The sequence below is a fragment of the Vibrio sp. QJM3NY_26 genome (assembly GCF_057786005.1).
In genome coordinates this window covers 3,351,417-3,372,101 of sequence record NZ_CM173515.1, presented here as the reverse complement: position 1 = coordinate 3,372,101, position 20,685 = coordinate 3,351,417, and the positions used below count along the sequence as shown (strand labels likewise).

Genomic DNA, 20,685 nt, shown 5'->3' with positions numbered 1-20,685 from the left:
TAGTATTTTTATATCGCAGGTTAATAAGTTGTTAACTTGCTTACTAAAAAGGATAGGAAGAACTCGGAAATAATTTCACTGCATTATAAAAAATATCAATATTAATGATGTGTTAGTTATTAAGTTACTGATTATATGATGTTATTTTTTGATTGTTTTTTCTTCTTATTATCCTAAACGCAGCCTAGTGTTTAGGTTATAATCAGCTTTTATGTATAAATACCCAGTAGTGAGCATATCCAATGATAGATCCTTCGCTTTTACTCGATGGCCTAAACGATAAACAACGTGAGGCGGTCGCAGCACCTTTAGAAAACCTACTTATTCTGGCAGGTGCTGGCAGTGGTAAAACGCGAGTGTTGGTGCATCGCATCGCTTGGCTGCAAAGCGTAGAGCAAGCATCGCCGTTCTCTATCATGTCGGTTACCTTCACCAACAAAGCGGCAGCAGAGATGCGTGGTCGTATTGAAGAGTTGATGATGGGTAGCTCGTCAGGCATGTGGAACGGTACCTTCCACGGTATTTGTCACCGCATCCTTCGTGCTCACTACCTAGATGCAAAACTGCCAGAAGATTTCCAGATCATAGATTCAGATGATCAGATTCGTTTGCTACGCCGCTTAATCAAGGCGCAAAACCTTGATGAAAAGCAGTGGCCTGCTAAGCAAGCTTCTTGGTGGATCAATGGCAAGAAAGACGAGGGATTACGCCCAAACCACATCGATGCCTACCATGATCCAATAACTCAAACGTGGTTAAAGATCTACTCTGCTTACCAAGAAGCATGTGATCGTGCTGGCTTGGTCGACTTTGCGGAAATCTTGTTGAGATCGCATGAACTATTGCGCGATAAGAAACACATCCGAGAGCACTACCAAGCTCGCTTCAAGCATATCCTTGTCGACGAATTTCAAGATACCAACAACATCCAATACGCTTGGTTACGTATGATGGCGGGCCCGGATTGTCGCGTGATGATCGTGGGTGATGATGACCAATCTATTTATGGCTGGCGTGGTGCCAAAATTGAAAATATTCAGAAGTTCTTGGATGAGTTCCCAGGAGCTTCAACGGTTCGACTCGAACAGAACTACCGTTCAACCAAAACCATTCTGCAGGCGTCGAACGAGCTTATCTCGAACAACACTGAGCGTATGGGTAAAGAGCTGTGGACCGATGGCAACGATGGCGAGCCAATCTCAGTTTACTCGGCTTATAACGAGTTAGATGAAGCGCGTTTCACAGTCAGCAAAATCAAAGAGTGGCAAGAGAAAGGCGGTGCGCTAGAAGATACCGCGATGCTGTATCGTAATAACGCCCAATCGCGTGTTCTTGAAGAAGCTTTGATTCAAGGTGGTCTACCTTACCGAATCTATGGCGGTATGCGATTCTTCGAGCGTCAAGAAATCAGAGATGCCTTGAGCTACCTGCGCTTAATGAGTAACCGCAGCAATGATGCGGCATTCGAACGTGTCGTCAATACGCCTACTCGTGGCTTGGGCGATAAAACGTTAGAAACGATTCGCCTTGCGGCGCGTGACCGTGGTGCAACGATGTGGCAAGCCAGTATTGCTCTGATAGAAGAGCAAGTGCTTCCAGGCCGTGCTGCGGGTGCATTGAGCCGCTTTATCGAGCTTATCAATGCGCTTGAAGATGACACGATAGAACTGAGGCTTCATGAGCAAACCGACCACGTGATCAAATCGTCGGGCTTGTTTGCGATGTACGAGCAAGAGAAGGGCGAGAAGTCGAAGGCTCGTATTGAGAACTTGGAAGAATTGGTAACGGCAACACGTCAGTTTGAAAAACCAGAAGAAGCGGATGAAATGAGCATGCTAACGGCATTCTTAACTCATGCGGCTTTGGAAGCAGGCGAAGGCCAAGCTGATGAGTTTGATGATGCGGTTCAGTTAATGACTCTGCACAGCGCTAAAGGCCTAGAGTTCCCGATGGTATTTATGGTTGGCGTTGAAGAGGGTATGTTCCCAAGCCAGATGTCTGCAGAAGAAGCAGGGCGCTTAGAAGAAGAGCGTCGTCTTTGTTACGTAGGCATGACGCGTGCGATGGAGAAGCTTTACATCACTTACGCTGAGATGCGTCGTTTGTACGGTCAGGACAAGTACCACAAACCGTCACGCTTTATTCGTGAACTACCAGAGACATGTCTGGATGAGGTTCGTATGAAAGCGCAAGTGAGCCGCCCTGCAAGCAGTGGCCGCTTTAGCCAAACCGCCGTGAAAGAGAACTTTAACGAAACAGGTTTTAGTTTGGGTTCTCGCGTTAAGCACCCTAAGTTTGGTGAAGGCACTATCATCAACTTCGAGGGAAGTGGCCCGCAGAGCCGAGTTCAAGTCGCGTTTAACGGTGAAGGCATTAAGTGGTTAGTAACGGCTTATGCTCGTTTAGAACAGTTGTAATCTGCTACTTCAGCATGTAGAAAACAGTTCGATATCTGAAACTATTCAGCATTGAAAAGTAATCCGTATAAAAAACAGAAAGAGCAGCCAATGGCTGCTCTTTTTTTATTGCTCGATACCGACCTAAATTAGGTTAATACGAGCTGAAGACATTGTTGCCTCAAAGTGAGACTTACAGTGCTGCAAGTGCCGCTTCGTAGTTTGGTTCTTCAGTGATCTCTGCAACCAACTCGCTGTGTGTCACCACACCTTTTTCATCAACAACGACAACTGCACGTGTTGTTAGGCCTGATAGTGGGCCTTCAGCAATCGCTACGCCGTAATCTGATGCAAACGCAGGAGAACGGAAAGTTGAAGCGTGTTGAACGCCTTCAATGCCTTCTAGTTCACAGAAACGGCCAGCGGCAAACGGTAGGTCAGCAGAAATACAAACAACAACCGTGTTCTCAAGTTCTGCTGCTTTTGCGTTGAACGTACGTACGCTCGTTGCACAAGTTGCTGTGTCGATGCTTGGGAAGATGTTTAGAACCACTTTCTTGCCTTCAAGAGAAGCAAGAGTCAGTTCAGAAAGGTCGCCTGCAGTCAGTGCAAAGCTTGGTGACTTTTCACCTGTTTGTGGGAATGTGCCTGTTAGTGGTACAGCAGCGCCTTTGAAGGTAACGTGTGACATGAATTTGTCCTTAGTTTAATTATGGTTATGAAACTAGTTGAGCCTAGTAAGACTTACGTTACTCGGAAGTGGTTAAGAAGTGAATGCTTTAAATGTCAGAATTGTAATTAAAGGTCTTTGATTTATTTGTTTGAGAGAGGAATAAGTGAAACGACAGATAAAGAAAAACCCCGAGAGCTTGCGCTCATCGGGGTCTATAGTCTTACTCGCAGCAATCCGGCTACTAAGTGTGCTCCATGCATCAAATCCATGATAGTGTGCTGTTATCCTTCAGCGTATTCCTTTCGTCGCCTTCCTAGCGGTGTCCTTGATCTTATCCTGATCTGCCAACAATCCTCGTTAGCGCGCGTCACTTGTTCCTTGAGCGGTGTCCTTTACATCATCCTGATGTTCAGTCCTTTCCTCGTCCAGAGGTGTCCATTGTCTTTCCTTAGTAGCAACCATCCTAGTTACTATTGCGTCCATTCAATGTCCATTTCGCTATCCATGCCGATTATTCATCCTGAGTAATCGAATCTTCATCCTGAAGATAACCAAATCCTTGGCGTTTCCTGTTCCGTGTCAGCATCCTTCCGACACCATTCATATTACCGATTCCTTATTTATCAGCAATGGTGCATAAGCGAATTTCTATATAATTATTTGAATGATAAACGTACGTATCGTTTTATTTCAATTGGTTACGATGTGTGGGTGACTAATTTCGTCATCAAATATCGATATTTACTCACTGCCTTGTGAGAGATCTCGCACAAGGCAGCGAGTAAAAAGGGAGGATTATTCCCTACTGACCAATGGCTGCACCTTCACGACGAGGGTCTGCAGCGCCTTCTAAACCATCTTTTGTGATGCGAATCGCGTGTAAACCAGAGTTAAGATCGCGAACGTTGACCTCAAATCCCATCTTTTCTAGCTCAGATTTGAAGTTTTCCGCTGATGTTCCTTTTTCCAAATCTAAGGTACCGAAGCGGTTTAGGAAGTGTGGTTGATTGATGGCTTGCTGAATATCCATGTCCCATTGGGTATGAGCAATGATAGCTTGTGCCACATAACCGATGATACGGCTGCCGCCCGGAGAGCCAATCGCCATGTAAGGTTTATCGTCTTGCATGATGATGGTCGGTGCCATTGAAGAGCGCGGACGCTTACCCGGTTCAAGTCGGTTGGCGATGGGGTTGCCATCGTTGTGTGTCTTGAATGAGAAGTCTGTTAGTTCGTTATTGAGTAGGAAGCCTCTTACCATCAAGCGTGAACCAAAGGCATTCTCAATAGTGGTGGTCATCGACACGACATTGCCATCGCTATCAACAATATTGAAGTGGCTGGTGGACGGCAATTCAATCGAAACGTCTTGGCTTCGCAGCATTGCGTGATCCCATGGTGGGGTGCCTGATGGCGCACTGTCTAATGCCTTACCTGCGGTAATTAGCTGAGCACGTTCCTGCAAATAGTCAGTATTCACTAACCCTTGGGTTGGCATCGGTACGTAATCTTGATCTGCCATGTACATACCACGGTCTGCAAAGGCTAGGCGAGAAGCGTCTGCTAACACTTGCCAAGACTTTGCGTCGTTTGGTCCCCATGATTTAAGATCAAACTGCTCGGTCATTGCTAAGATCTGCCCAACGGTTAATGCGCCTGAACTCGGTGGTCCCATTCCACATATTTGATAGCTCTCGTAAGCAGAACAAACTGGCTCACGTTGCTTAATTGAATACGCGTCGAAATCTTTCTGTGCCAATACGCCCGGGTTACCTTTGGCAGTTTGCACAGTATTAATGATGTCGGCAGAGATCTCACCCTGATAGAAGGCCTTAGCGCCGTTCTTCGAGATAGCGTTTAACGTGGCCGCGTATTCTGGGTTCTTAAGTTGAGTACCTGCGGTTTTCGGGCTGCCATCGGCATTGAAGAAGTAGGCTTTGGTGGTGGCAAAGCGGCTTAGACGTTCTTGGTCATTCTCAATCAAGGTGGCTAAACGTGGACTAATAGTAAAACCTTCTTCAGCCAGCTGAGCAATAGGCTTAATCAGTGACGCCCATTCGAGCTTGCCGTACTTCTGGTGAGTGTCCCACAGTAATTGCACCGTGCCTGGCGTGCCAACAGAACGACCGCCAACCACGGCATCATAGAATTTAAGCGGTTGGCCGTTTTCGTCTTGGAATAGACGTGGTGTGGCATCAAGCGGCGCGGTTTCACGGCCATCGTAGGTTTTGAGTTGCTTGTCCTTGCCATCAAAATAAACAAGGAACGCGCCGCCACCAATACCTGATGACTGAGGTTCCACTAAGCCAAGCATAAGCTGCACAGCAACCATGGCGTCTATCGCGTTACCACCACGAGCAAGTACATCAGCACCGGCTTGTGTGGCAAGAGGGTTGGCCGCGGTGACCATCCAATCGTTGGCTTTAACGAGCTGTTTGGTTTCTAAACCACTACTTTGTTCGGGTGCGACGGAATCGGCAGCTTGATTTGCCCAACTGACGTGAGAGGCAAAAAGTAGGGTAGAAGTGGCGAGGGTTGTTAGTTTTGTTTTCCACTGCATGATCTTCTCCTTTTAATATGCAGAGCTAGATTGGCAGTGGAAAGATGAGATAGCCAGAGTGTTGTTAACGAATTGTAATCTTGATTCGAATTTAAGCGATTAAACCGGACAGCGACTGCCAAAGAATACTTAAGCCGATAATGGTGAATACCGCGCCACACAAAGCATCGATGTACACGGTCGCTTCATGCAGTTTTTTCTGCAGTGCTTTGGTCGAAAGCATCCACGCCAACAGTGAGAACCAAAAGAGTGATAGGCTAAATAGGATGATCAGCGCAAAGCCTTTGCCTGACAACGACATGTCAGCAGGGACTAAGCTCGACATTAAACTAACAAAGAACACTAAAGCCTTAGGGTTGAGAATATTGGTCATAAACCCTTTAGAAAATGCCTGACGCTTATTGGTCAGAATCAAATCGTTGGCATTGACGGTATCGGCATCATCATCGTGGTTCTGAATGATTTGCCAGGTTGCTTTAAGTGCTCCGTAACCTAAGTACAGCAAGTAGCTACCGCCGGCTAGTTGGATAATGGCAAATAATGTCGGTTGTTGGTGGACTAGGTAACTGATTCCCGTCAGGCTCAGCAATGAGTGCAGCAAGATCCCGCAAGATAAACCAAGCGCAATGTACAAGCCGGTCTGGCGTCCGTGACGTGTTGCATTTTGTACGACGAGCGCAAAGTCAGGGCCTGGACTCATCAAGGCGATAAAGTGGATAGAGGCAAGGGTGACTAAGATGGTGACTTCATTCATATCTGTTCCAGTAACTCGGTTGTTCTGTTTGATTGTGTTGTTGAGCGCAGCTTACCGCGATTTCAAACCAGCCAATTGTAAATTATCAACATCTAGTTAATTTTCGAGGGAGAAACGCCAAATGCGGTCTTAAATGCCTTCGAGAAATGGGCTTGATCGTAAAACCCAACTTGATGAGCCACCTCTGTCCCGCCAACGCCTGACTTAATCAGTCGCATTCCTTGCTCCATTCGTAAACGACTCAACCAAGCATAAGGCGTAATGCCCATCTTGTTCTTAAAGTGGCGTTGAAACTGAGTGGTGGTGAGATCGCACAGTTCAGAGAGCTGTTCGAGTCGTACGGGTTGGTCGAGGTTTGCCATCAAATAGTCTTTGAGCGTGTACATCGATTGGGTACCAAGCTGCACCTCTGTTTTCGATCCAAATTGTGCGTAACGATCAACAATCGTCGAAAAACCTTCGAATGGCAGGCAATCTTGAGCGAGTTGACTGATGTTTGGGTTGATAAGCAGTCCGTGTAGGTTACGCAATTGTAAAAAAGTCGCCGGATCGGAGAGGATCAACTCGGAGAAGCTTAAGGAGTGACCATTTTTACCGTGATCGGCAAGATCGCCCAGCCATTGTGGGGAGACAGCAAAGACACTGACTTGGTAGCCAGATTCTAGCTTTGAGTGACCATCATGCAATTCATCAGGTGGCATCATCACCACTTGTCCTGCGCCAGCGTGGTAGCTCGTCCCTTTATAGACAAACTTTTGCTGACCTTGAGTGATTAGGCCGATGTGGAAGTCCAAATGATAGTGGCGCTGAAAGGCAAACTCTTGGTATTGAGCTTGGATCAGGCTGATATCTTGGCTAGGTGTCGAGTAGTAGTGGACTTTATCCATGGCATAAAAAAGCTTGGTCAAATTATCATCAATTCAACCAAGCTTATATTCGTATCTAGAAATTGTCTTGTAAAAAACGATCAGTGTTACTGTTTCGCTCGTTTGTTCTTTTTGTTGTTACGAAGGCCGTCAAAGCTAAATACCACCAAGGCACCCCAGATAAAGGCGAAGTTAATCGCTTTGTCGCTGGTAAACGCTTCGCCGTAAATAAGAACCGCGAGCAAGAACATCAAGCTTGGACCGATGTACTGGAAGAAGCCGAGTGTAGATAGCTTCAAGCGAGTTGCTGCGCCAGTAAAACAAAGCAATGGAACAGTGGTGATCACACCTGCTGCAACCAGTAATAGATTGAGCTGCATCGGGTTCATCGAGAAATCTGAGGTTGCGCTGTCTGCGATAAACAACAAGTACGTTGCAGCGATGGGCAGCATCACCAGCGTCTCAATGAATAAGCCAGTTTGAGCTTCCAAGCTAACCTTTTTACGTAACAAGCCATAGAAACCAAAGCTGAAGGCTAGGGCAATGGCAACGATCGGCACAGAGCCAAACGCGATCAATTGAATTATCACGCCAATCGCAGCAAGACTAACGGCAAACCATTGAAGCTTGCGTAAGCGTTCACCAAGGAAGAACATCCCGAGCAAGACGTTAATCAGCGGGTTGATGTAATAGCCTAAGCTGGCATCGAGCATGTGGTTGGAGTTCACCGCCCAAATGAAAATAAGCCAGTTGGCGCCCACTAAAATCGAAGTGGCGACTAAATAAAGCATTTTGGGCTTGGAGGTGAGGGTGTCTCGAACCTTACGCCAGCCACGACTCATGTGCAGTAAGAAAGCGAGTAGGAAAAAGGACCATACTACACGGTGGCTAAGGATCTCTAACGGGGAAACGTCACTTAAAGATTTGAAATATATAGGGGCGATTCCCCACATGGTGTAGGCGCCGACGGCAAGCAAAACTCCCTGGCGCGTACGTTGTTGTTCTTCCTGTGTCATGCATCTTTCTCTAGCACTGAGTGCTTATTAATAAGATTTATAAGAGAGTTGGTCAGTATAGGAGCGATAACCCTTTTCACCTAACAATTTGCGGTTTAATTCGCCAGCGTTCCCCTCTACAATGTGCGACTTGCTTGCCGAAGATGCTTGCTGATTTCATACCTCGATTAGGAACCATAATGACCGCCACTCTGATTGCTGAGCAAATACCAACTCCCGCGAATGATGCGCAAACCATCTTGCAAGATGTGTTCGGCTATCAAAGCTTTCGCGATGGTCAGCAAGAGGTCATTGATTTGGCCGTTGAGGGCAAAGACAGCTTGGTGATTATGCCAACCGGTGGCGGTAAATCTCTGTGTTACCAAATCCCGGCTTTGGTTCGTGAAGGGCTGACTCTGGTTATCTCACCGCTGATTTCGTTGATGAAAGACCAGGTTGATCAGCTGAAAGCTAACGGTGTCGCGGCAGAGTGCATTAACTCGTCAATGCCGCGTGAGAATCTGATCTCGGTCTTTAATCGTATGAACTCAGGTCAGCTGAAAATGGTGTATGTCTCGCCAGAGCGCGTGTTGATGCGTGACTTTATCGAGCGTCTACAAGGCTTACCGCTTTCGATGATTGCGGTCGATGAAGCGCACTGTATCTCTCAGTGGGGACACGATTTCCGCCCTGAATATGCATCATTAGGTCAGCTTAAACAGTATTTCCCACATGTACCTTACATGGCGCTAACGGCAACTGCCGATGATGCGACGCGTAAAGATATTATCTCGCGTTTGCAGTTGGTGGATCCGCATACGCATTTAGGCAGCTTCGATCGCCCTAATATTCGCTATAACTTGGTTGAGAAGCACAAGCCCGTGTCTCAGGTGGTTCGCTACCTAGAAACACAGAAAGGCAATTGCGGCATCATCTATTGTGGTAGCCGTAAGAAAGTGGAAATGGTGACCGAGAAGCTGTGCAATAACGGTATTCGCGCCGCGGGTTACCATGCTGGCATGGACACCGACGAACGTGCTTACGTTCAAGAAGCTTTCCAACGTGATGATATTCAGATCGTTGTGGCGACCGTGGCATTTGGTATGGGTATCAATAAACCCAACGTTCGCTTTGTAGTGCACTTTGATATTCCACGCAACATTGAGTCTTACTATCAAGAGACTGGCCGTGCGGGTCGTGATGGCTTGCCTGCTGAAGCCATGATGCTGTTTGACCCTGCTGATATGGGTTGGCTGCGTCGTATGTTGGATGAGAAAGAAGAAGGCCCGCAAAAACAAGTTGAGATGCACAAGCTGAACGCGATGAGTGCCTTTGCTGAAGCACAAACCTGTCGCCGTCAGGTTCTGCTTAACTACTTTGGTGAATATCGTGAGAAGCAATGTGGCAACTGCGATATCTGTCTCGACCCACCTAAGCATTTTGATGCGACCCAAGAAGCGCAGAAGGCGTTGTCTTGTGTGTACCGTGTGAATCAGTCGTTTGGTATGGGCTATGTGGTTGAAGTGATGCGTGGCATGCAGAATATCCGTGTGCGCGATAATGGCCACGATAAGCTGTCTACCTACGGTATTGGCCGTGACCACAGTCATGATTACTGGATCAGTATCTTCCGTCAGTTAATTCACAAAGGCTTGTTGTTCCAGAACATCACTCGTAACTCAACATTACAGTTAACAGAAGAAGCGCGTCCGTTATTGCGTGGTGAGATGTCTTTGGAGTTGGCTGTACCTCGTTTAGATACCGCAGTGCGTAATGCTAAGTCCGATAAGTTAAGCAGCAAGAATTACGATAAGAAGTTGTTTGCCAAACTGCGTAAGCTTCGTAAGTCGATTGCTGATGAAGATGGCTTGCCACCATACGTGGTATTCAGTGATGCGACGCTGATTGATATGGCTGAAATCCTACCCACATCTTATGGCGAAATGCTGGCTGTGAATGGTGTCGGTCAACGCAAACTCGATAAGTACGCTGATCCATTCTTAGATTTGATTCAAGAACACATCACCACACACGGCTAATTGGCTGATTGCTAGTTTTCAGAAGCGTTAGCTTATAAGAACGGTTAGTTCATAGAAAAAGAATAAGGTTGATAGGGACATGACAACACCAACAGAATTTGGCTTAAGAGAATATTTGGCTGAGGAAGGACGTTTATTGATTACGTCTCCAAGTTTTGATTTTGATTCTTACGAAGTGTTAGGTGAAAAGCTGGTGGCATTGCTGTCCGCTTCTGTTGTTGAAAAACAATGGGACGCTGACATGCACTCTTGGTTGATTGATTTTGAAGACTGTCGAATGTTTTTAAAGTCTGAGCATTACAGCGAATCAATTTGGTTTGAGTCGTTAAACGCTGAAGAAAGCCGAGAAGAGTTCGATTATCTCGCGACGCTTTTCAAGCGTGGTTTCTAACTTCAAGCATGGTTTCTAACGTTTAGCATAGCTTCTAAAAATATCGCTTTAAAAAACAGATCTTCTAGTGTCATTCACTAATTAAAGTGAGGATAAACGATTGCGTTTGTTCTCACCATTGCAGCCAATATTGATTAATGTATAATCGCCCGCCGCTCAATAGAGCAAATTATAGAAACATTTTTAATTCACATTATTGGTAAGAGCTTTCTTAGTTTATTTGAAGAAATGACTCGATTTGGGTTCCCTCACCCCCAAACCAAACTAAAAAGGTACAGCATGAGTAACTTTACCCCTGCGCAACAGCGCAAAGCCCTAGCACTATTAGTTTTGTTCCATTTGGTGATTATTGCGTCAAGCAACTATCTGGTTCAGCTACCTTTTACCGTCTTCGGTATGCACACCACTTGGGGTGCTTTCACTTTCCCGTTTATCTTCCTAGCGACCGATCTCACAGTACGCATTTTTGGCGCGCAGCTTGCTCGTAAAATTATTTTCTTAGTGATGTTGCCTGCACTGGCCGTTTCTTATTTATTGTCTGTTGTGTTCTTTGAAGGTTCATTCCAAGGCTTTAGCCAACTAGGCGAGTTCAACTTGTTTGTTGCACGCATCGCAGCGGCAAGCTTCATGGCTTATTTGCTCGGTCAGATCTTGGATGTGCATGTGTTCAACCGCTTACGCCAAATGAAGCAATGGTGGGTTGCGCCAACGTGTTCGACACTTTTTGGTAATGCCATTGATACCATCGCGTTCTTTGCGATTGCTTTCTACCAAAGCCCAGATCCATTCATGGCTGAGCACTGGACTGAGATTGCCTTGGTTGATTACGGATTCAAACTCATCATTAGCTTAGGTTTGTTCGTGCCTATGTACGGTGTGCTTCTTAATTACGTGGTTAAGAAGTTAACCGCAGTGAACCCTGATTTTAAAGCGACAGGTGTTAACGCTTAAGTTTGAGATTTGTAACGCAAAGCATTAATGCAGCGATAAGAAAAAGCCCAAGTTAGTCTACTAACTTGGGCTTTTTTAATTTCTAGCGTCAGATACTAATATCAGAGGCATTCAATATTCAATGGCCAGCCAATATCGGTTTGGCGGTTCGATTCGATCTCTAGCTCAGCAGCTGTCAGCGGATTGTCTGCTAGCCATTGTTTAGAAAGCGTCAAGGTCAGGTTGTTACCATCAGTTGCAAGCTTAAAATCAGGCTCTAGCGCTGGATTGCGACGGTGGGTCAGCAAAATAGCTAAACGCAGAATTCGTAAAATACGCTTGCTGCTGGTGCCTGAGATTGCATGTTGCTCTGGCAATGAGGTTAACTGTTCACGGTAGCGACGAGTTAACTCACCCAAGTAGTGCTTTTGCGCTCGAGTAAAGCCAGGCAGGTCTAAGTTCTGCAGTAGGTAAGCGCTGTGCTCGCCGCCTTTTTTGAAATCGATGGTTAAACCAATCTCATGAAGTTTAGCTGCGGTTTGCAATAGCACGCCAGCTTGAGGCTCTGAAACCCACTCTTCGGCGCCCGCTTGCTCTAATAGAGTTTGTGCGACTACAGCAACTTGTTCACCGTAGCTTACGTCCATTTGATAGCGTGATTGCACGCTCTTGACGGTACGCGCTCGAATATCTTCTTGGCGAAGTTCATCCACCATCTCGTAGGCTAGGCCTTCACGGAGTGCACCGCCTGCGAGTGTCATTGAATCAATTTCAAGTAGCTCAAAAATAGCGATAAGAATAGAAAGGCCACTTGGGAACACTAATGCACGCTCTAGGGTCAATCCTTCTATTTCTAGCTCTTCCAAGCGCTCGGTAATCATAGCTTGTTTCTGTAGACGCTTAAGTTTGGCATAAGTAATAACTTCATCCATGCCTTGCGCCAACATGATTTCTTGCAGTGCTTGAACGGTACCACTGGCACCAACACACACATCCCATCCGATATCAGTGTAGCTATCTAGGATAGGAGCCAACGTAGACTTAGCCGCTTCAATGGCATTGTTAAAGTTGGTTGCGGTTAATTGGCGATCTTTAAAGTGGCGCTCAAGCCAGGTAACACAGCCCATCTTCAGGCTAGTTAGTGCTTTCGCTGAGAAGCCTTCACCTATGATCATTTCGGTGCTTGCGCCACCAATATCAACCACTAGTCGGCGGCCGCTGCCACCAGAAGTGTGTGCTACGCCTTTATAGATAGTCGCAGCTTCTTCTTCACCAGAGATAACATTGATGTCGTAACCAAGGATCTGGTTCGCTTTCTCTAGAAATATATCCACATTGATAGCGGTACGTAGGGTCGCTGTACCCACAATGCGGATATTTTCTTTCGGAATATCTTGCAGTCGCTCTGCAAAGAGACTCAAACAGTCCCAGCCGCGCTGCATAGCTTCTGTACTAAGCGCATTATTTTCATTTAAGCCTGCTGCTAAACGCACTTTACGCTTAATCTTAGCCATGGTTTGTACGCTGCCATCGATGTGACGCACAACGAGCATATGAAAACTGTTCGACCCGAGGTCGATTGCAGCATAAAGCGGGGGTGACACTGTTTGACTCATAAGCGACTAAGCTTCCTTGTTATGACGCGGTTGGCGTGGGCGACGGTTCTGGTTTGGTTTACGGTTACCGTTGCGTGGGCCATTGTTGTTCGAGCGGCGTTGTTGCGGGTTACGTGTACGTAAGCGCATCGGTGCTGGCAGATCTTCTAGTAGTGCAGAAGCATCGTAGTCAGACATTGGGATAGCATGCTCAATGTATTCTTCGATTGGTGGCAAGTTGATTGCGTAATCTTCACAAGCAAAGCTGATCGAGTGACCGCTTTCACCAGCACGACCTGTACGACCGATACGGTGAACGTAATCTTCGCAATCATCAGGTAGGTCGAAGTTGAATACGTGTGTTACTTGAGGAATGTGTAGGCCACGAGCTGCAACATCAGTTGCGACAAGAAGGTCAACATCACCTTTGGTGAACTGCTCAAGAATCTTTTCACGTTTCTTCTGAGGAACATCACCCGTTAGCAGGCCTACACGGTGACCATCGGCAGCCAAGTGGCCCCAAACTGATTCACATTTGTGCTTCGTGTTAGCGAAGATGATTGCGCGATCTGGCCATTCTTCTTCGATTAACGTTTGTAGAAGAGCCATCTTATGTTCGTTAGAAGGGTAGAACAGCTCTTCTTGAATGCGGTGACCTGTTTTACGCTCAGGCTCAACAACCACGTGCTCTGGGTTGTGCATGTGCTCGAACGCTAGCTCTTGTACGCGGTAAGACAGCGTCGCAGAGAACAGCATGTTCAGGCGATCTTTTGGCTCAGGCATACGGCGGAACAAGAAGCGAATGTCTTTAATAAAGCCCAGATCAAACATACGATCGGCTTCATCAAGCACAACAGCTTGAATGTGGTTAAGGTTAAATACCTTTTGCTTGTAGAAATCGATGATACGGCCAGTCGTACCAATTAAGATATCTGCGCCTTCTTCGATCTTACCTAGCTGCTTGTCGTAGCTTTCGCCACCGTAAGCGAGTGCTGCTTTGATACCCGTGCTTTCAACCAGAGAGTCAGCATCGTTGTAGATCTGAATCGCGAGTTCACGCGTTGGTGCCATAATAATTGCACGTGGCTGGTTAGGCTTACGCCCTTCATGCTCAGGTGTTTTTAGCAGGTGGTTAAAAGTAGCAGTTAGAAACGCAAGCGTTTTACCAGTACCCGTTTGGGCCTGGCCTGCAATGTCTTGGCCGGTGAGCAGTACCGGGAGCGCCAAGGCTTGGATAGGGGTACAATAATCGAACCCTTTTTTCTCCAATCCTTCAATGACTTGAGGAAGTAAATCCAAGTCGGCGAACTTTTGCTCTGTGATATGCGTCTTTTTCATTGCTATAGAATATCAGCTTAAGCTTGCAATACGAAAGTAAATACATTCCAATAGGGCATCTATTTACTGGTTATCATCCAACCAGTTCTAAAAAATACATTGGAGTGGAAGATGAGTGATAAGATTTTGCAGCTAACTGATGACGGTTTTGATAACGATGTAATCAATGCTGCAGGCCCTGTTCTTGTTGATTTTTGGGCAGAATGGTGTGGTCCATGTAAAATGATTGCGCCGATTCTTGATGAAATCGCAAACGAGTACGAAGGCAAGCTCACAATCGGTAAATTAAATATCGACCAAAATGCTGGAACTCCACCAAAATTTGGTATTCGTGGCATTCCAACGCTGCTTCTTTTCAAAGATGGCGGCGTAGCAGCAACTAAAGTTGGTGCATTGTCTAAAACTCAACTTAAAGAGTTCCTAGACGCTAACCTTTAATTAGGTGAGCCTTTGAAAAGAAACCGCGCAGTTAACAAATGCGCGGTTTTGTTTTTTCTAAGCTATGGACTACTCTTAGTTTTAGTGCTAATTTATCGCACGTTAATTGAACGAATTTCTCTTCTTGGTCGATCCTGTGACCAACTCCTTCTTAACTTAAGAAAACAGATCCTATTTTGACTAAACAAACTTCCACCACTATGAATCTTACTGAACTGAAGAACAGACCTGTGTCTGAACTTGTTAAACTTAGCGAAAGCCTAGGTCTTGAAAATCAAGCTCGCCTAAGAAAACAAGACATTATCTTCTCCATCCTTAAAGCGCATGCAAAAAGTGGTGAAGACATCTTTGGTGATGGTGTTCTAGAAATTCTTCAAGACGGTTTTGGTTTCCTGCGTAGCGGCGACAGTTCGTACCTTGCTGGGCCAGATGATATTTACGTATCACCAAGCCAGATTCGTCGTTTTAACCTTCGCACCGGTGACTCGATTGGCGGTAAAATCCGTCCACCTAAAGATGGCGAACGTTACTTTGCACTGCTTAAAGTAAACACGGTTAACTACGACAAGCCAGACAACGCTCGTAACAAAATCCTTTTTGAAAACCTGACTCCTCTTCACGCCAACGAACGTATGGTGATGGAAGCGGGTAATGGTGCGACTGAAGATATCACAGCTCGAATTCTTGACCTTGCTTCACCTATAGGTAAAGGTCAGCGTGGTCTGATTGTTGCTCCGCCTAAAGCAGGTAAAACAATGCTTCTGCAAAATATTGCACAAAGCATTGCACGCAACCATCCTGAGTGTGAACTAATGGTTCTACTTATCGATGAGCGTCCAGAAGAAGTAACAGAAATGCAGCGCCTAGTTAAAGGCGAAGTAATCGCATCGACTTTCGATGAGCCAGCATCTCGCCACGTACAAGTAGCAGAAATGGTAATCGAAAAGGCGAAGCGTCTTGTTGAACACAAGAAAGATGTGGTTATCCTACTGGACTCAATCACTCGTCTAGCTCGTGCTTACAACACTGTTATTCCTTCGTCAGGTAAAGTTCTTACTGGTGGTGTTGATGCGAATGCTCTACATCGTCCAAAGCGTTTCTTCGGTGCGGCACGTAACGTAGAAGAAGGCGGTAGCTTAACTATCATCGCAACAGCACTGGTTGATACTGGTTCTAAGATGGATGAAGTAATCTACGAAGAATTCAAAGGTACAGGTAACATGGAACTGCACCTTAACCGTAAGATTGCTGAAAAGCGCGTATTCCCAGCGATTGATTTCAACCGCTCTGGTACTCGTCGTGAAGAGCTTCTTACTAAGAGCGATGAATTACAGAAGATGTGGATCCTGCGTAAGATTGTTCACCCTATGGGCGAAACTGATGCAATGGAATTCCTTATCGACAAGTTAGCAATGACTAAAACGAACGATGAGTTCTTTGACGCAATGCGTCGTCAGTAATTTTGATTAGCTGATAGTTATTAATAAGCGCTGCCTTCGGGTGGCGCTTTTTATTTGCATTTTATAGCGACAGCTTGCAGAATGAGCAAAAGTGTTAAAAGGAAGTTAAAATGCAACATGGACTGTTGTCATCATTACTCCTGTCTACTTCACTGTTACTTTCCCCGGTTGGCATGAGCTATGCCACCGAGATGTCTCCACTTACAGTAGAGTCTTGGCTTGAGAATGATCAAGTAAAACTGAAAACTGCTGAATTACTCGAGCTTGTCGTGCGTGACGAAGTCAATTCGCTACGTTTTGCGCTTGAGCGTCTGACATTTCCCCAACAAGAAGTGGCTCGTTACCAACTCTTGAAGAAGCTCGAACAGCAAAAAATTGTACTCACCCCCAAGATGTCTATCTTCATTGAGCAGCAACTCGCTATCACGCCAACTTACCAAGTTTTAGAGCGTGGCGATGGTTATGAGTTTACGGTACCTGCCTTTAATTACCCTTCGATTGCCAACCGGCTCATCAAACAGTGGCGCCAAGACCAGAAGACGCTGGTGTTTGTGTTAGATGCAGAGAAACAAGAACTCGACCTAAAAGAGTGGTTATCTGGATCTGAGCATCAAGTTCAAACACGAGAAGCATTGTTAATCAGAGAGTTAGACAGTTTGTCTCCTGAAGCGGTTGATTATCTGACTAAGCAACTCACGGCCTCCTCGATTGTTAGCTGGCTACCTTCTACTGAGGTGGTGGTTCGATTAGCGCAAGTGAGCGAAGACCCAGAGGTCTACAAGATTCTATGGCGAATGAAGGCCGATTATCATAGCCAAGCTGAGCTAGTCCGCCTTGCTGAAACCAAACAAGCGTTCGCACTTGAACAAGTAATGGCTGCGACTAAGAATCCTCGTTTGAAAGATGAAGCGATTACTTTGCTTACCAAGGTTAACCCGCTATCAGAAGAGGTGAAGGAGTTTCTTGTCTCTAGGATGGCGATTGCCGATGAAGCGCCATTAGTCGCCCGTGAATTAGCCAAACAGGGTCATACGCGATGGTTGCAAGATCTTGTGAATGATAACCCTCAGGTGAAGAGCTCTTTGATCGAGCAAGCATTACCGTAAAGTGGATTTTGCCTCTCAATAACCACACTAAAAAGGGGGATCTCAGCTTCACCCTTTTTGATATACTGAGCGCAGAATAATCAGCATGTAGAAGTCCTATGAGTTTTAAAGATTTACGTGATTTTATCGACCATCTTGAAAGTATTGGTCAGTTGAAACGCATTTCTCACCCAGTCGATCCAGACTATGAAATGACCGAGATTAGCGACCGTACTCTACGTGCTGGTGGCCCGGCTCTTTTGTTTGAAAACCCAATAGGCTATGACATGCCTGTTTTAACCAATCTATTTGGTACACCTAATCGTGTGGCTATTGGTATGGGTCGTCAGGAAGTGAAAGAACTGCGTGAAGTGGGTAAGTTGTTAGCTTACCTAAAGGAACCTGAGCCACCAAAAGGCTTTAAAGATGCTCTTGATAAACTGCCGGTGTTTAAGCAAGTCTTAAATATGCCAGCTAAACGTCTTCGTAAAGCGGCATGCCAACAAGTGATATGGCAGGGTGATGACGTCGACCTTGATAAAATTCCCGTGATGAGCTGTTGGGCCGACGATGTCGCGCCGTTGCTAACATGGGGATTAACGGTTACTCGCGGCCCTAATAAGAAACGCCAAAACTTAGGCATCTATCGCCAGCAAAAAATCGGCAAGAATAAGGTCATTATGCGTTGGTTAGCCCACCGTGGTGGAGCGCTTGATCTGCGTGATTGGATGGAAACTAACCCAGGTAAACCATTCCCAGTTTCTGTAGCGTTTGGAGCAGATCCTGCCACCATTCTTGGTGCGGTTACGCCAGTGCCGGATACTTTATCGGAATACGCGTTTGCAGGCTTACTACGCGGTAGTAAAACTGAGGTTGTTAAATCAATCAGCAATGATTTAGACGTTCCTGCAAGTGCGGAAATCGTGATGGAAGGTTACATCGACCCGAATGAGTTCGCGGACGAAGGGCCTTACGGAGATCATACTGGTTACTACAACGAGAAAGAAAAGCACCATGTGTTCACTATTACTCATGTAACCATGCGCGAAAACCCTATCTACCACAGCACCTATACTGGCCGTCCACCTGATGAGCCTGCGGTATTGGGTGTTGCGCTCAATGAAGTGTTTGTTCCTATTCTTCAAAAGCAGTTTCCAGAGATTGAAGACTTCTATCTACCGCCTGAAGGTTGTTCATACCGAATGGCTGTAGTGACCATGAAGAAGCAATACCCAGGTCACGCTAAGCGAGTGATGATGGGTGTATGGTCTTTCTTACGCCAATTCATGTACACCAAGTTTGTATTGGTGTGCGATGAAGATGTGAATGCACGAGACTGGTCTCAAGTGACCGCTGCTATGTGTGAACATATGGATCCGTCACGCGATAGCCTGATGATAGAGAACACGCCGATCGATTCATTGGATTTTGCATCACCTGTGGTTGGGTTAGGTTCTAAGATGGGCCTAGACATCACTAAGAAGTGGGATGCAGAGTTAGCACTATCGCCAGATGTCGAATCAGCACCTGTAAATAGTGAACATATAGAGGGCAGCTTAGCTGAGTTAACCAAGACTCAACCTGAAATTATTGATATTCACCTGCAAAACGATAATGCCAACATGGTTGTGGTGTCTATTGATAAGCAAGCTGCAGGTAATGGTAAGAAAATCATGGAAGCGGTTTGGTCTCAATTTGATGAGAACAAGTTTGTTATCGTGTGTGACGGCGATGTCAACGTGAGTGATTGGAATGACATTATTTGGGCGGTGACCACAAGAATGGATCCGGCCAGAGATACGTTGTTCCTACAGAATGAAACAGGACACTCAAAAATGGGTCTAGATGCGACCAATAAGTGGGAAGGCGAATGCCTGCGTGAGTGGGGTGTTCCAATCACAAAAGATCCTGATGTCGTTAAAAAGATTGATAGCATCTGGGAACAGCTAGGAATTTCATGAGCTACCAAGTAGTCTTATACCCAGAAAACATCAGTTTTACCGTAGAAAAAGGGCAAACGGTCTTGGATGCTGCGCTCAACAGCGATATCTATTTCCCAAACCGTTGCCAAGTCGGCGCATGCGCGATGTGTATGTGCAGAAAATTAGAAGGGCAAGTGAGTTACCATCTTGAACCCATGCTTACAGAGAAAGAGCAGCAACAAGGTTGGATTTTTGCTTGCCAAGCATTTGCAGAAAGTAATTTAGTTCTAACCTTTGCCGATTAAGGGTTAGTAAGAGGAAGAACATGACTATTAAATGTAAAGTGAAGTCTATCGAGCCTTTGGCTTGTAATACTTACCAAATCCTACTTCACCCAGAAACACCGGTCGCTTTTAAAGCGGGCCAATATCTGATGGTTGAAATGGGCGAGAAAGATAAGCGTCCATTTTCGATTGCAAGCAGCCCTTGTCGCCATGAAGGCGAGCTTGAGTTACACATTGGTGCAGCTGAGCACAATGCTTACGCTTCAGAAGTCGTTGAGGCAATGAAGAAAGCGCAAGCTGAAGGTGGCGATATAGCTATTGATGCTCCGCACGGTGATGCGTGGGTTAAAGAAGAAAGCGATCGTCCTCTGTTACTCATTGCTGGTGGTACTGGCTTTAGCTACGTGCGCTCTATTCTCGATCACTGCATCGCGCAGAACAGTAAAAAAGAGATTCATCTATACTGGGGTGCAAAAGATGAGTGTCAGCTGTATGCGAAAGAAGAGCTTGTCGACATTGCAGCAAAACACAGCAATGTGCATTTTGTACCAGTAGTAGAAGAAGCACCTGAAGTTTGGCACGGTCAAACGGGTAATGTATTAGAAGCAATCACGCAAAGTTTCGAATCATTAGCTGATTTCGATATCTACATTGCGGGTCGTTTCGAAATGGCAGGTGCTGCAAGAGACTTGTTTACTCAGAATAAAGAAGCAAAGCGTGACCATATGTACGCAGATGCTTACGCGTTTATCTAAGAATACTTTTAGATTTAGAGCAAAAAGAGAGCAGAAATGCTCTCTTTTTTCCGTTTAGGTGAACTATTAGGCACTTAAGCTCTATTTATTCATTTTTCATGAAAAAGTAGTTGCTAAGCTGAGTGGGTTCCCTATAATGCGACACCACTGAGACGGCAGACGCCACAAGGCTTCAGCAAGAATCAGTCAGACGGAAAGCGACAA

17 protein-coding genes are annotated in these 20,685 nt (G+C 45.8%); 10 read left to right on the top strand and 7 right to left on the bottom strand.

What is annotated here, in order from left to right:
* Positions 1-242 precede the first annotated feature (242 nt).
* On the top strand, positions 243-2,417 hold the full coding sequence (gene uvrD, locus AC3CH4_RS15100; RefSeq protein ID WP_017077758.1) for a DNA helicase II: 2,175 nt from the start codon (positions 243-245) through the stop codon (positions 2,415-2,417).
* Between the two features lie 172 nt (positions 2,418-2,589).
* Here the strand turns inward: uvrD and tpx are convergent, their stop codons facing one another.
* The 5 genes from tpx to rarD form a co-directional block, all read right to left on the bottom strand.
* The gene (gene tpx, locus AC3CH4_RS15095) at positions 2,590-3,087 is read right to left on the bottom strand and encodes a thiol peroxidase (RefSeq protein ID WP_009848186.1); all 498 of its coding nucleotides are present in this window, start codon (positions 3,085-3,087) and stop codon (positions 2,590-2,592) included.
* A gap of 784 nt (positions 3,088-3,871) precedes the next feature.
* Positions 3,872-5,629, bottom strand: a complete 1,758-nt coding sequence (gene ggt, locus AC3CH4_RS15090) for a gamma-glutamyltransferase (protein WP_146454380.1) — start codon at positions 5,627-5,629, stop codon at positions 3,872-3,874.
* Positions 5,630-5,720: 91 nt separating this feature from the next.
* On the bottom strand, positions 5,721-6,383 hold the full coding sequence (locus tag AC3CH4_RS15085; RefSeq protein ID WP_488543094.1) for a LysE family translocator: 663 nt from the start codon (positions 6,381-6,383) through the stop codon (positions 5,721-5,723).
* A 92-nt stretch (positions 6,384-6,475) separates the two neighbouring features.
* Complete coding sequence (locus AC3CH4_RS15080; RefSeq protein WP_488543640.1) at positions 6,476-7,270, bottom strand: helix-turn-helix transcriptional regulator; 795 nt, start codon at positions 7,268-7,270, stop codon at positions 6,476-6,478.
* A gap of 86 nt (positions 7,271-7,356) precedes the next feature.
* Positions 7,357-8,265 carry an EamA family transporter RarD gene (gene rarD, locus AC3CH4_RS15075; protein WP_488543093.1) on the bottom strand — a complete coding sequence of 303 codons (909 nt, stop codon included), beginning with the start codon at positions 8,263-8,265 and terminating at the stop codon, positions 7,357-7,359.
* A 179-nt stretch (positions 8,266-8,444) separates the two neighbouring features.
* Between rarD and recQ the strand changes: the two genes are divergently transcribed.
* The 3 genes from recQ (at position 8,445) to AC3CH4_RS15060 (ending at position 11,625) form a co-directional block, all read left to right on the top strand.
* Positions 8,445-10,283 (top strand): ATP-dependent DNA helicase RecQ, encoded by a 1,839-nt coding sequence (gene recQ / locus AC3CH4_RS15070; protein WP_065606632.1) that lies wholly within the window; start codon positions 8,445-8,447, stop codon positions 10,281-10,283.
* A 79-nt stretch (positions 10,284-10,362) separates the two neighbouring features.
* Entirely contained in the window at positions 10,363-10,674 is a 312-nt protein-coding gene (locus tag AC3CH4_RS15065) for a DUF3630 family protein (RefSeq protein ID WP_009848192.1), read from the top strand.
* A gap of 279 nt (positions 10,675-10,953) precedes the next feature.
* Complete coding sequence (locus AC3CH4_RS15060) at positions 10,954-11,625, top strand: 7-cyano-7-deazaguanine/7-aminomethyl-7-deazaguanine transporter (protein ID WP_004736638.1); 672 nt, start codon at positions 10,954-10,956, stop codon at positions 11,623-11,625.
* Positions 11,626-11,726: 101 nt separating this feature from the next.
* Here the strand turns inward: AC3CH4_RS15060 and gppA are convergent, their stop codons facing one another.
* Positions 11,727-13,220 carry a guanosine-5'-triphosphate,3'-diphosphate diphosphatase gene (gene gppA / locus AC3CH4_RS15055; protein ID WP_488543092.1) on the bottom strand — a complete coding sequence of 498 codons (1,494 nt, stop codon included), beginning with the start codon at positions 13,218-13,220 and terminating at the stop codon, positions 11,727-11,729.
* Between the two features lie 6 nt (positions 13,221-13,226).
* The gene (gene rhlB, locus AC3CH4_RS15050) at positions 13,227-14,537 is read right to left on the bottom strand and encodes an ATP-dependent RNA helicase RhlB (protein ID WP_004736636.1); all 1,311 of its coding nucleotides are present in this window, start codon (positions 14,535-14,537) and stop codon (positions 13,227-13,229) included.
* A gap of 111 nt (positions 14,538-14,648) precedes the next feature.
* Between rhlB and trxA the strand changes: the two genes are divergently transcribed.
* The 6 genes from trxA to fre all read left to right on the top strand — a co-directional run bounded on the left by trxA (position 14,649) and on the right by fre (position 20,481).
* Positions 14,649-14,975 (top strand): thioredoxin TrxA, encoded by a 327-nt coding sequence (gene trxA, locus AC3CH4_RS15045; protein WP_004736635.1) that lies wholly within the window; start codon positions 14,649-14,651, stop codon positions 14,973-14,975.
* Between the two features lie 200 nt (positions 14,976-15,175).
* Positions 15,176-16,435 carry a transcription termination factor Rho gene (gene rho / locus AC3CH4_RS15040; protein ID WP_029222011.1) on the top strand — a complete coding sequence of 420 codons (1,260 nt, stop codon included), beginning with the start codon at positions 15,176-15,178 and terminating at the stop codon, positions 16,433-16,435.
* Between the two features lie 110 nt (positions 16,436-16,545).
* The gene (locus AC3CH4_RS15035) at positions 16,546-17,541 is read left to right on the top strand and encodes a hypothetical protein (protein WP_171309446.1); all 996 of its coding nucleotides are present in this window, start codon (positions 16,546-16,548) and stop codon (positions 17,539-17,541) included.
* Between the two features lie 98 nt (positions 17,542-17,639).
* Positions 17,640-19,481: a 4-hydroxy-3-polyprenylbenzoate decarboxylase gene (gene ubiD / locus AC3CH4_RS15030; protein ID WP_017093290.1), complete on the top strand. Its 1,842-nt coding sequence runs from the start codon at positions 17,640-17,642 to the stop codon at positions 19,479-19,481.
* A complete protein-coding gene (locus AC3CH4_RS15025) occupies positions 19,478-19,747 on the top strand; it encodes a 2Fe-2S iron-sulfur cluster-binding protein (protein WP_017081534.1) in 270 nt (89 codons plus the stop codon). The genes ubiD and AC3CH4_RS15025 overlap by 4 nt, the downstream gene beginning before the upstream one ends.
* 20 nt (positions 19,748-19,767) lie before the next feature.
* Positions 19,768-20,481 carry an NAD(P)H-flavin reductase gene (gene fre, locus AC3CH4_RS15020; protein ID WP_146454387.1) on the top strand — a complete coding sequence of 238 codons (714 nt, stop codon included), beginning with the start codon at positions 19,768-19,770 and terminating at the stop codon, positions 20,479-20,481.
* Positions 20,482-20,685 lie beyond the last annotated feature (204 nt).